Origin of the sequence: Pedobacter sp. (assembly GCF_035566355.1) — a bacterium.
Taxonomy (GTDB): domain Bacteria; phylum Bacteroidota; class Bacteroidia; order Sphingobacteriales; family Sphingobacteriaceae; genus Pedobacter.
Genome location: NZ_DATMRL010000319.1, coordinates 1 through 13,386, shown reverse-complemented (window position 1 = coordinate 13,386; position 13,386 = coordinate 1). Strand labels below are relative to the sequence as shown.

Annotated in this window: 7 protein-coding genes; all 7 read right to left on the bottom strand. The window is 42.5% G+C overall.

The window, feature by feature from the left end; all coding sequences use genetic code 11:
* On the bottom strand, positions 1-1,987 hold a 1,987-nt coding region (locus tag VNZ46_RS12405; RefSeq protein ID WP_325560448.1), incomplete at its 3' end, for a glycoside hydrolase family 2 TIM barrel-domain containing protein.
* Between the two features lie 441 nt (positions 1,988-2,428).
* Positions 2,429-4,666 (bottom strand): family 20 glycosylhydrolase, encoded by a 2,238-nt coding sequence (locus VNZ46_RS12400; RefSeq protein WP_325560447.1) that lies wholly within the window; start codon positions 4,664-4,666, stop codon positions 2,429-2,431.
* A gap of 429 nt (positions 4,667-5,095) precedes the next feature.
* Entirely contained in the window at positions 5,096-6,619 is a 1,524-nt protein-coding gene (locus VNZ46_RS12395; protein ID WP_325560446.1) for a sulfatase, read from the bottom strand.
* 4 nt (positions 6,620-6,623) lie between these two features.
* Positions 6,624-7,028 carry a BACON domain-containing protein gene (locus VNZ46_RS12390; RefSeq protein ID WP_325560445.1) on the bottom strand — a complete coding sequence of 135 codons (405 nt, stop codon included), beginning with the start codon at positions 7,026-7,028 and terminating at the stop codon, positions 6,624-6,626.
* Positions 7,022-8,851 (bottom strand): RagB/SusD family nutrient uptake outer membrane protein, encoded by a 1,830-nt coding sequence (locus VNZ46_RS12385; RefSeq protein WP_325560444.1) that lies wholly within the window; start codon positions 8,849-8,851, stop codon positions 7,022-7,024. The genes VNZ46_RS12390 and VNZ46_RS12385 overlap by 7 nt, the downstream gene beginning before the upstream one ends.
* A gap of 12 nt (positions 8,852-8,863) precedes the next feature.
* A complete protein-coding gene (locus tag VNZ46_RS12380; RefSeq protein ID WP_325560443.1) occupies positions 8,864-12,367 on the bottom strand; it encodes a TonB-dependent receptor in 3,504 nt (1,167 codons plus the stop codon).
* A 235-nt stretch (positions 12,368-12,602) separates the two neighbouring features.
* Positions 12,603-13,386, bottom strand: a 784-nt coding sequence (locus tag VNZ46_RS12375) for a FecR family protein (protein ID WP_325560442.1), incomplete at its 5' end; no start/stop codon positions are given.

Genomic DNA, 13,386 nt, shown 5'->3' with positions numbered 1-13,386 from the left:
TGATCTTATCGTCGCCTAAATATTTGGTTTTGATGAACTGGTGTGTCTTTTTCACCTGCACAGCCATTGGAGTCAGTTCGCGGTGCGCTGTGACTACACCCTTTACACAAAAATTGTTGTCACTGAAATTCTGATCTACCGGCCCTTCAAGAGGAAAGTCTCCTCCATAAGCCAATATTCTTTTGCCATTTTTCACTGTATCAATCCCCTGGTCTATCCACTCCCAGATAAAGCCTCCCTGGAGTTTAGGATGATTTTCAATGGCATCCCAGTATTCATCATAATTCCCTAAACTGTTTCCCATAATATGGGCAAATTCACTCATGATCAAAGGCCGGGTTTCTTTGTTGTTTGAATATTGAACCAACCATTGAGGATCTGGATATTGAGGAACAATCATGTCTGTATTAAAGTCTTCCTCTGCCCGTTCGTACTGTACTGGTCGCGTTGCATCGGTCTTTTTAAGCCATTCGTAAGCCTCATACATATTGATCCCGTTTCCGGCTTCATTTCCTAAAGACCAGGTTACCACAGAAGGATTGTTTTTATCCCGCTGGTACATACGGGTAATCCGTTCAAAATGCGCATTACGCCATTGTTTATCGTTTGCAAATGTATAAGCAAGGTCATAACCTCTTCCGTGCGACTCGATATTCGCCTCGTCTATGACATACAATCCATATTCATTGCAAAGCTCCATCCAGTAAGGATCGGGTGGATAGTGCGAATGCCTAACCGCATTCACATTAAGCTTTTTCATCATTTCCATATCCTTGCGCATATCTGCATGGGTAAGGGTATGCCCTTGTGTGGCATTGTGCTCATGTCTGTTCACCCCTTTCAGAAAGATGCGTTTACCGTTGACTAAAAAGTCACTTCCTTTAATTTCAATGCTTCTAAAGCCTATCTTTTGCGGAACGACCTCCAGCACTTCATTCTTCTTGTTTTTCAAGGTGATATACAAGGTATACAGATAAGGAATCTCTGCAGACCATGCCTTTACACCAGGTATTTCTTTCTTAAAACGGACTTCGGTATGGTAATTACCCAACACTTCTTTAGCCGGTGACGCATCTTTCCAGAGTACTGAGCCATTCGCGTCCGCCAATTCCAGTTCAACAGAAAAAACATCTGCCTGGCTGTGGTTGGTATTTTGATCCATCCGATAGTCGTTTATCTTTACCTCTACATCCAGCAAACCATTGGTGTAGCTTGGATCAAGGGTAGAGCTCACTCTAAAATCATTCACATCCAGTTTAGGTGTAGAATAGAGGTATACATCCCTTTCTATTCCGGAAATCCGCCACATATCCTGGCATTCCAGGTAACTGCCATCGCTCCAGCGGTAAACCTCCAGGGCTACAAGATTTTCTCCAGGCTTCACATATTTGGTGATGTCAAATTCAGCAGCGAGTTTGCTATCCTCACTATAACCTACTTTCTTACCATTAACCCAGATATAAAAAGCAGATTTAACGGCACCAAGGTGAATGAATACCTGCCTGCCATCCCAGTTTGAAGGAATGATAATTTTTTTACGATAGGATCCTACCGGGTTGTTATTTTCCGGAATATCAAAAGGTGGATTTAACCGCGCTCCTCTCTTTCTTTGACCAGTAAATTCGTAAGGTTGGTTCACATAAATGGGCAAACCATAACCATTGGTTTCCCAATTGGCGGGTACCTTAAAATCTTTCCAGCTGGCGTCGTTATAATCTGTTTTATAAAAATCAAGCGGGCGTTTGGATGGGTCCTGTACCCAATTGAATTTCCAGGATCCGTTTAAAGACATAAAGTAGGCAGACTTTTCTTTTTCCCTTTTCTCCGCAAGCGCCTTGCTCTCATAGGCATAGGCTTCCGCACGCATGGGCATACGGTTTACGGATACCACTTCCGGAGTCTGAAGTTCGGATGGCAGATCTTGCGCCCTGAGGATTGCTGGACCCAGGGTTAAAACCATCAAACTTAAAAATTTTGACTTGTTCATGTAATCGTTCTTGTTTGGTTTAAGACATATTTGTGCATGATTGCATGCATTCAGGTTTCATTTACCTTAAATTAAAGGAGAATATTCAAGGCAATATATTTTTAACCCTTATAAATCCACACAAACGTTTGTTTTCAGAACGATCCCAGAACCTTTCTCTTCTCACCTCACTCTAACACCGCAACATGCCCCGTCTCTTCCGCACCACACCGGTCTCTCCTATACGCCGATCCCTTCTGCACCATGCCGGTCCTCTCTACGCCATGCCTGCTCCCTCTACACCATGCCTGCTCCCCCCTCTGCAATTTGCTAAGGAAAATTCTCGTACGCTACGGAAAGACCTCAGAGATCTGTCCGCTCCTTCAGCGGACCTGATATCGTTAGTCTTGAAGCAGCTGTACAGAATTTTCCAAAAAATTCACCTTCCTACGATTAACGCTCTTAATAAACAATCACTTCATCCACAAACAGATACCCCTTTTGCTTATCTTTTGCAACTATCCGCACATATCTGGCCTTCTTACCCTTAAGATCAAACTTAAAATCTTTAGTCAGCAACTGGCTTTCTGTATCTGGCACTTCATTATTCAACAATCCAACTTCTTTAAAATCTGTTCCATTATCCGAAATCAATACTTTAACAAACGATGGCAAATAAATCCCTTGAGAGATCAGCTGCATAAAACCAACACTCAAAGCGCTTAAATCAACAGATGCTCCCATATCGACAGTAACATCCAGATCATTAGTTTCAATACCTTGCCATACACCATCGCCGTAACTGATCCCACCTCTGTATCCATCGGTTAAAGTACTTTCTTTTTTTGCCTGGTAATTTTTGCTAAACGGCAGATTATAGATCACTTTTTTCCCAATTGCCTTATGAAAATCGATAGGTAAAGTTACCGGCATACCCTTTAGATCTCCTTTGGCAAAAACTGCTGCAGTAACCACCTGAGAGCCTCTGACTTCAAATGGCTCCTGATAAAGTTTAGAATTGGCGGTTGGCAGACTACCGTCTGTGGTATAATAAATTGTAGCCTTATCTTGTTGAGACAGGATGCTCACCATCGCTTTGTTCTCCTGGTATATAAATTCCGGAACTATCGTAACCTGATAGCTCGGCCTGGCATAATTCACGTTTAAGCGCTGCAAGTAGCCATACTGATGTTGCATACGACGCTGAAAATCATTCCAGTTTCTGTTTTGCTTACTACTCCAGGTCACTTCTGCCAGAGCTATAGCCCTTGGATACTCCATGTATTCAACATGCTCGGAAGTTGTAATATATTCTGTCCACAAATTTGCCTGTGCACCCAATACAAATTTTCCTTGTTCAGGAGTCAGTTCGGCAGGTATCGGTTCATAACTATATACTTTTTCTACAGGAACAAAACCTCCTATAGCTTCCGGCTCCGTTTTCGGATCGCCCTGGTAATAATCAAAATAAACAAATGCCGCAGGGGTCATCACCACATCATGCCCCATCTTTGCTGCATCTATTCCCCCCTGTACACCCCGCCAGCTCATTACAGTAGCTTCCGGAGCAAGCCCACCTTGTAAAATCTCATCCCAGCCGATCATCTTTCGTCCTTTACTTACAATAAACTTTTCTATTCGTTTCACAAAATAGCTTTGTAACTGTTCCACATCAGTAAATCCTTCCTTTTTCATAAGTGCAAGGCAGAGTGGATCTGTTTTCCAGGCTGCTTTACCTGCTTCATCGCCGCCTATATGGATATATCTGGACGGAAAAACGTCCATTACCTCAGTAAGTACATTTTGTAAAAAAGTGTATACCTCAGGTTTTGCAACATTGTAATCACTTTCTTTATTATTTTCCTTACCAGAACAAGACAACTCCGGATAAGCAGACAATACCTCATAAGAATGACCAGGCATTTCAATTTCAGGTATTACCGTAACACCACGCCTGGCTGCGTATTTTACAACCTCCCTGGCCTCTTCCTGGGTGTAGAATCCTCCGTAGGCATTTGGGTTACCGGCTTCACTGAATTTTTCGCCCTGTGCCCGCCAATCTTTCCAGTTCTTACCCTCCCGCCACGCTGCATTTTGAGTTAAGCGGGGATAGGCCTTGATCTCCAAACGCCATCCGGAATCATCGGTCAAATGCCAGTGAAAGGTATTGAGTTTATATCTGGCCATGAGGTCGATATATCTTTTCACAAAAGCAACCGGATAAAAGTTTCTGGAAACATCTAAATGTAAGCCTCTGTATTTAAACCGAGGCTTATCGTACACCTGTCCGCATGGGATTTTGTGATCGGTTGTAATTAACTGAAGTAAAGATTGTGTGGCGTAAAACGCGCCTTGTGGTTTCGCTGCTTTTATGGTTACCTCCTTGGTTCCTATATTGAGAATATACCCTTCCTCCCCCAAACTATCGGTCGGTTTAGCGGCCATAAAACGAATGGCTAAAGCAGGCTGGACAGCACCTGCAATGATCTTTCTATTCTTAAAAGAAGCTTGTTCAGCAAATAGTTCTGCCACTTCTTTGAATTCAGGTATGCTGTGAATTTTTGTGCTTTCAGTAATGGAGAAATGCCCGGTTTCATTCTTAACATGTAATGGCGCAGGAATGATATTCATCTGGGCAGATGCCCCGGCAGAAATTAAAGATAATAAGACAGCGAATTTAAACGGTTTAGTTCTTAACATAATTTTGATGAGCAGAGATAAAATTGAAAATTCTTATAAGCATTACGCAACATATATGTGCTACATAACAATTATAAGGATTTTTACTCATACAGCGCTCTTCCTCCTTTTTCTGCAAAAAAGAAATTCCGCCATAGATTGAGCTTAAAAGAACTTTTTACGGGGGTAAATCTCATCTGATGCATATCTGAATGGGGTCTTGTTGGGATAAGGGTACCCTTTATCCCAACAAGACCCCATCAAGACCTCAAGCAAACGTACAGAAGCCAGGTTTCTGGTACGATATACGAGTTAACACACCAACTTCTCCACCCCTCTGCAATTTGCCAGGAAAAATTCTCGTACGCTGCGGAAAGACCTTAGAGATCTGTCCGCTCCTTCAGCGGACCTGATATCGTTAGTCTTGAAGCAGCTGTACAGAATTTTTCTCTAAATTCCCTTCTCTACTATCTTTTTTGCATCCAGATCGTCATACTGTGCGATTTGTTTGTTAAGCTCTTTTTTCATCTGATGCATAATCTTTTGATAGCCCTTTTCGCCATATACATTATGGACCTCATTCGGATCTTTCATCAAATCATAAAGCTCCCATGACTCCACTCTTTTATAGAAACGTATGAGTTTGTACCTTCTATTCCTGATCCCGAAATGAGGAGAAACCGAATGTTCCCCATTTTCATAGTAGTGGTAATACAAGTATTCACGGCCTTTGATTTTTTTATCCTTCAATACAGGCAGCATAGATTTGCCTTGCATATCTCCTGGTATAGAAACCCCCGCAGCATCCAGAATCGTTGGTGCAATATCTAAGTTCATCACAAAATCATTGGATACGGTACCTGGCTTTATAACCCCTGGATAGCGCATGACCATGGGTGTCCGGAAAGACTCTTCATAAATAAACCGTTTATCAAACCAGCCGTGTTCCCCCAGGTAAAAGCCCTGATCAGATAGATAAATGACGATGGTATTTTTGGCCAGATGATGTTTATCCAGGTAATCCAGGGTCCGTTTGATGTTCCTGTCCAGAGAGGCAGCCGTACTTAGATAGTCCCGCATATAATGCTGATACTTCCATTCTGTAAGCGCTCTGCCAGAGAGATTCCTGGATTTCAAATCAGCCTCTACAGGCAGGTAATACCGATTGAATTTAGCTCTTTGTGCGGCATTCATTCTTTTGATATTGCCATCCTTGTCTGCAGCACCCTCTGAACCAAACATTTTCAGGTCATAGCCCATAATCATAGTTTTAGCAATACTCATGTCCTGTACTTTAGCCGCTTCCCTGCCCTGGTAATCGTCATAAAAATTATGAGGCAAAGGAAAAGTTGTCTTGTCGAACATCCCCATATCGGCGGTATCCGGTAACCAAACGCGATGCGTTGCTTTGTGCCCGATCACCAGGCAGAAAGGTTTCGATGGATCCCGCTTGTCAAGCCAGTTTTCAGCAGCATCTTCAATCACATTGGAAACATATCCCTCCACTCTTTTCCGGCTTCCATCCTGCATGATAAAATCAGGATTATAGTACTGCCCCTGATCGGGTAGCACCTGCCAGTAACTAAAGCCCTGAGGCTCACTTTCCAAATGCCACTTTCCTATCCAGGCGGTCTGGTACCCTCCTTTTCCAAGTTGTTTGATAAAGGAATCCTGGCTTCCATCAAAACGGGAGTTTTCGTTGTCTTTGAAACCATTTTTGTGGCTGTACTTTCCGGTAAGGATTACGGCCCGGCTAGGTCCGCAAATAGAATTGGTTACATAGCCCTTGTCAAAACGGACACCTTCTTTAGCAATCCGGTCAATGCCGGGTGTCGGCATTAGCTTACTCCCATATGCACTGATGGCCTGGTAAGCGTGGTCATCAGAGATGATGATGACCACGTTGGGCTTTTCCTGCTGTGCGTAGGTTTCAAACCCGCAGAAAAGTAATAGTAATACAAATAATTTCTTCATCTGTTTAATTGTCCTGGTTAATAGTAAGGTTCACCACCGGAAGATTGAAGGTGGGATTGACTTGTAAATTTACACTTCTTTTGACACCGGATGTATTTGCTTTTACAGTTACAGGCAATTTAAAATTTCCGGAACCATAGGTCCGGTTAACTGTTGCCCAATTGGCAGATAGATTACTGATCCACCAGCCGTCTGTTTGGGTGCTGATTAAAATGTTCACTGTTCCCCCTGCAGCGGGGACAACTGAATTACTTTCCAGCACCGCTGAAAAGGTTGAATCTTCAGGTTTAGCTGGTAAAGCTTGTTTTTTACAGGAAATCAAGACCAAAAAACAGAACATGAATGACAATAGCCGTAAGTTATTTTTATTGATACGCATTTCTTTATACAATTTAGTTTGTGTTACCATCCTGGATTTTGGCTCCAGTTTCCGCCTGTCAGTTGAAGCATTCTTTGTTGAATCGGAACTAAATAATCTCTTCCAAGGTTAAAACCATAGCCACCTGGCAATAAGTTCTTATAGGGGTCAATATATCGTAAAGCGTCACCCTGAGCTCCGGTGAGGTATAGATTTACTGATTTTCCCGAAGGAGCTGTATCATAGTACAACAAAGAGGATCCATAAAAGCCGGCACTTGTGTTTTGGCTTGCCACATCACTGCCAACAAAAAGCGCCCCTAGCGGCCGTTTTCCAACCAGCAGAATATCGGCCGCAGCCCAACGCAAAATATCATCCAATCGCATTCCTTCTGCTGCCAGCTCCACTCTTCTTTCTCTTCTTACGCATTGAATAACAGAACTTAAAGAATAAAATGGATAATTAGGATCTGTATTGTATTCTTTGTTGACATCGACCAAAGGCATGCCTGCTCTTAATCGGAGTGGATTTAAGGCATTGGCAACCACCACCGGATCTCCTCCAAGTTCGGCTAAGGCCTCAGCATAATTTAACAAAACCTCGGCGTATCTGAAAGCGATTGCAGGGGCCATACTTTTGAAATCGTCGGAAACAGCTGATGCATTGTTGTATTCGAGGAATTTATATAAGGGAAAACCTGTAGTACTTCTGTTGAACCCGGTTTGATTAATAGGTGGGTAAGCTGGTACGTTTACACCTGGTTTTAGGGGCTGGCCTGGCATTGCGACAGTCTGGCTTAACCTTGGATCTCTGAGGTCCGGGCTAAGTTCTCTGCCGTAAACGGCTTGTGCCTGCTTGCGCTCATTCCCGGTGAAAGGGCGTCCGTCCCTGGTCAGATAATCATCCACTAATGATAAGGTAAGCCCCATATCTGCACCATCGGTTGAGGTATATTTGCTGATGCTATGCCCTATATTGTCGTTGGTATTGTATTTTTTCCATAAAAGCACTTCAGAATTGTTTGAAAGATCTGTGGTAATAAATAGGTTTCCATAATCTTGCAAAGGTTTTCCTGTTGAATATACTGACCAGCGGGAACTGTTGATCACTGCAGCTGCTGCATCTCTTGACTTCTCATAATAAGTCTTTATTTTATCCTCAGTGATGTCCTTTGCAAAAAAGGCATCATTCTTTGCCTTATGGTATTTTTCCCAGGATCCTTCGTACAAAGCTACCCGCGATTTGAAGGCCAGGGCAACATCTTTGTGTACTCTCATAGAGGAACTATTGGATGCAACGGGCAAGAGGTCTATGGCTTTATCCAGGTCGGCGAGTATAGAGTCTACAACCAGAGTTCTGGAATCCCGTTTGACAGCCATAACTTCCTGGTCCGCGGGAAGTACTTTGTTTACCCAGGTAACACCGCCATATTTTCTGATCAAATTAAAATAGACATAAGCCCGGAAAAAACGGGCTTCTCCAACGTATTTATTGATCTCAGAAGCCTGCCCAGTTGCATGTCTGTAATTTTCAAAAAAATAGTTAATTGATCTTATTGTATTATACTCACTTAGCGCGGAAGCATCACTCAGAGAAGATAAGCCACTGGTGCGGGCATTCAAGGAAGAGAAGATCATATTATCTGTGCCAGCATCGTTAAAGGCGATTCCAGCTCCGCCTACCCCTGTGGGTTGACCTGGAAATGTATTCTGATAAAATTGGTTCATGTACATCTTCAATTCATTTGTTGAAGAAAGGCTGTTGGTGGTGCTTAAGGAATCCAGGGGCTGAAGGTCCAGGAAGTTCTTTTTACAAGCAGATAATCCAAGAGCTATGCCTATAAGGACAACTGTTTTTATGGTATTTACTTTCATTTTCATCATCATTTAAAATCCAACATTAACTCCTATAGAATAGACTTTACTCAGGGGATAGATCTTTCCCGGCTCTCCTCCTGCGGTAACGTTTTGAGCATAACTTTTCCCCGGGTCAACTGCAGCAGCAACTGTTTCCGGGTCCAGCATTTTAGCAAGCCTGGTTATTGTGAATAGATTTTCTCCGGTGACGAAAATATTCACTTTGGAAAGCCTGATCTTCTTAATCAAAGAGGATGGCAAAGCATAATTTATCGTCGCATTTTTAAGCCTCAGATAAGCTGCATTCTGCAGATACTGGTCTGACACCTGCTGTGTTTTATTGATATAAGTACTGATTGATCCTGCGGGAGCTGCATAAGGATTAGGATAATAGGCTCCTGGATTTTGGGGAGTCCAATAATCCAGATGCTGGTTAAATACAGTAACCTGGGCCAATGCGCCAGCTCCCCAAAAATAGACGTCGCCTGGCTTAGGGGCATAATTCATTTTTCCTATGCCCTGGAAAAGAAACGATACGGAGAAACCTTTCCATTCTACTGCGCCGTTAAAAGAATAAGCGTACCTTGGAGTAGTATTTCCTATAATGCTTAAATCTCCCATATTACCGAGTACATTATTGCCAATATCGATTTTGTTGTCTCCGTTTAGGTCTCTGTAATTCACATCTCCTGGTACCCAGGCTGAAGACGACAGATAAGAATGGTTCATTTTATTAAATGCGGCTGCCTGATCTGCATTCTGAATCAATCCTGACGTGCGATATCCCCAAATCTCTCCAACATTTTTACCTTCATACCAGGTGTTTGATGGATTGCTGTTTGTTGGATTTTGGTATTTGGTCACAACAGATTTATTATCAGACAACATGGCGCCTATGGAGTACCGGATTCCGTTTTCCAACTGATCTTTCCAGGTTAAAGACAACTCCCATCCGTTGGTTCGTAAATTTGCATTGTTACTTAACGGCGGTGTCCCTCCATACATATCCGCGATGTCCAGTGAAGGGCCAAGCATATCTCGGGTATTTCTCTGAAAAACATCAATACTTCCGGTTAAATGACTTTTTAATACTTCGAAGTCCAGACCTAAATTTGCCATCTGAACTTTTTCCCAGGTAACCCCTGGGTTGAAGGGTGCGGGTGCAGCAATATAACCTTCTCTCCCATTTTGGAAATACCATTGCCCCCCTGCTCCAGAAGGACCTGGAATGGTGATATTCATGGTCTGGGCATAAGAATATAATCCGGCGCCAGATTGATTGCCTAAAAGTCCGTAAGATCCTCTGATCTTCAATAAACTGATCTGATCTTTTATGCCCTCCATAAATTTTTCGCCTGCCAGGTTATAACCTAATGACACGGAAGGGAAAAATCCCCAGCGGCTATCGGCTGCAAAACGGGAGGATCCATCGTACCGGCCGTTTACTTCTACTAAATATTTGTTTTTATAGTTGTAGTTCAGTCTTCCGAAAAAACCTCTGGTACCCCAGTGCGTTCTGTTTTCCAAGGTTGTTTGACTACCGGTGGCAAGAGAAAGTCCGGGACGGGAGGCACTGATTAAATCCTGAGTGGAAGAAGAAAGGGCGCTGTACTCATTGAGCTCCTGCTGAAAACCAAGCATGGCATTGAAAGTATGGTCCTGATTTAAAACATAGCTATAAGATGTGTACACGTTTGGCGAAAAATAATTGGTTGCATTCATATTTCTCGTATAACCACCAAGAATTGGAATACCGTACTCTGACCTGTTGACATATTTAGGTGTTCCATCTATACCATAGATCAGGCCGGGCAATTTCAAAACATCCTCATTGGTATTGGTCCGCAGAAGGTTAAAATCTGCCATGATCTTCCAGTTTTTTACAGGTTCCAGTTCCAGTCCGGGTAAAATGGCCAGTGTGTAACTCTTGGTTTCATCTTTTGAGCCTGATTGCAGGTAGGGCACCATAGACATTTCCGAAAAGTTACCATTGAGGTCATAAGGTGAAACATTTGGCCGCATCCTGGCCAGGTTGTGAAAAAACAGGCCTTCGAAACCAGAAAAGGGGGAGACGTAATCAGACTGTGTGAATTTGGTGTTTAGTTTCAACTTGATCCAGCTGTTGAGTTGAGAACTGATGCTGGCATTCAGATTATAACGTTTATAGTTAATATCTGCATAGCGTAAACTTCCGCCTTCTTTATAATAAGCCCCCGATATAAAATACTGGGTATTTTTGTTACCGCCGCTCGTGCTCAGATTGTGCGATTGACGCATCGCATAAGGTTTATAATGAAAATCAAACCAATTGGTATTGGCCACACCATTTGCAGAGTTTTCCCAATTGGAGTAATAGTTATCTGTTACCTCTGGAAAAATATTCATTCCCGCAGGGTTATTCACATATTGCTGGAGTAAGGCCAGTTTATCATCAGAATACTGTTTGCTTCCGGTGGCATTGGATGTTGCTGCATTAAAATATTTAGCAAATTCATAAGAATTGGCCATTTCGGGCAATTTTACCGGAGAGGTAAATCCTATATTGTTGGAATAGGATATGGTGGTTTTATCTGCTGTTCCTTTTTTTGTAGTGACCAGGATAACACCATAAGGAGCTCTTGCACCATATATTGCAGAAGCTGCTGCGTCTTTCAGTATTGAAATGGATTCGATGTCATTTGGATTGACATCTGATAGGGACATGGCCAAGCCATCTACGAGTACAAAGGGACTGTCTCCCCCGTTGAGGTTTCCTGCCCCGCGTATGTTTAAGTTAAAGCTTTGTCCCGGCTTGGTATTCCCTCCAACAGATACATTTAAACCTGGCGCGATCCCTTGTAAGCTCTGGGTGGCATTCGTAACAGGCCGGTTCTCCAGATCTTCTCCCTTTACTACAGATACAGATCCGGTGAGGTTTATTTTCTTTTGCGTGCCGTAGCCCACTACAACCACCTCATTCAGTTGACCGGATTCTGCGGTTAAATTAATGGTTAATGGGCCCTTTCCTGTAATTTTAACTTCTTTGCTCACATAACCTACATAGGACACCAGCAGAATTGCATTTTCATCAATTCCCGTCAAACTAAATTGCCCGTTAAGGTCTGTAATTGTTCCTTTAGGGCTCCCTTTAACTTTAATACTCGCCCCCGGAATTCCTTGTCCTGTTTCATCCAGAACTTTTCCTTTAATATCTACTGGGAGGACTAATATTGGATTGGATTTATCGGCACTGATCTTCCTGTCTTTTACAATCACAGCCTTGCCTTTGATGTCATAGACAATTAAAGGCTGATTCCTGAAACTCAGTTCTAGTGCCTGTTCCAGGCTCACTTCTCTAACCTGGATAGTGACTGGTTTAGCGTATTGCAAAGCATCGGAGACGAAAACGAGGTCATAGCCACTTTGCCTGCTGATTTCCTTTAATACCTTTTTAAGGGAAACATTTTTTTCTGTCATTGTAATTCTATTCTGGGCAAAGCCATTTGCCACCACCTGGAAAGTAAATGATAACAGCAGTATCACTGTAAGTTTCATGGTCAATAGAATTTTACGTTTCATACGGCAATGACCGTAGAAATTAAGAGTTAAAATTTCATACATTTGGTTAGTTTGGGTTGATTTGGTTGGGACACAGCATATACATGCCGCTACCCTTCCTGGTTAATGGATAATTTACTTCTCTCGATAGAAATTGGATTGCCTGTAACCCAATATTGATCAGAGGCGGCTCAAACGCCTCTGGTCTTTTTAATTACAGGCCTTTAAAGGATTAAGGCATAACTGTAACCCTCCTTCCTTCTATTTTAAAATTCACCTCATCGGTTGCCTTTAGTATCATCAAAACATCACTCAGATCTTTTGATTTGGATACCGATCCTCCTATATGCTTCCGGCTCAGATTGCCTTGGTATACCACTTCTATGTCGTACCAACGGGCAACTTTTCTCATAACGGCATGGATATCTTCATCCTGAAATAAGAAATATCCGTTTTTCCAGGCAATAACTTCATCCAAATCTGCATTGACTACGTTTAGGCCGTTCTTTTCATAAACAGACTGCTCTCCCGGTTTCAACAGCGCTGAATTTTCAGACCCCATTATTTTTACCTTCACACTTCCTTCCAACAAGGTCGTTTTTATAGTTTCTTCATCTTCATAACCGTTGACATTAAAATGGGTCCCTAATACGGTGATTTCCTGTTTTCTTGTCAGCACTTTAAAGGGCATGTTTTTATTCTTGGTAACCTCGAAATAAGCCTCTCCAGAAAGTTCTACCTTTCTTTCCGGCCCGGAAAAACTTGCCGGATAACGCAAAGAAGAAGCAGAATTTAACCATACTTTGGTTCCATCTGGCAACTGAATCTGATATTGACCTCCCTTTGGAGTAGAAATTTGATTTACTGCTTTGCTGGTTAGATGGTTGTTTACAGCATAGATAATTTCTCCTTGTTTGGTTTTTGTAATGGTCACTCCAGATTGATCAGCAATATGACCATCAGCAGCTTCGTCCAATATAATATTCTTACCATCAGACAGGGTAAGAACAGCTTTG

Bases quoted from the DNA above. Each gene is read 5' to 3' on its own strand.
- VNZ46_RS12380 (WP_325560443.1), bottom strand. From the start codon at position 12,367: ATGAAACTTACAGTGATACTGCTGTTATCATTTACTTTCCAGGTGGTG.
- VNZ46_RS12400 (WP_325560447.1), bottom strand. From the start codon at position 4,666: ATGTTAAGAACTAAACCGTTTAAATTCGCTGTCTTATTATCTTTAATT.
- VNZ46_RS12385 (WP_325560444.1), bottom strand. From the start codon at position 8,851: ATGAAAGTAAATACCATAAAAACAGTTGTCCTTATAGGCATAGCTCTT.
- VNZ46_RS12390 (WP_325560445.1), bottom strand. From the start codon at position 7,028: ATGGTAACACAAACTAAATTGTATAAAGAAATGCGTATCAATAAAAAT.
- VNZ46_RS12395 (WP_325560446.1), bottom strand. From the start codon at position 6,619: ATGAAGAAATTATTTGTATTACTATTACTTTTCTGCGGGTTTGAAACC.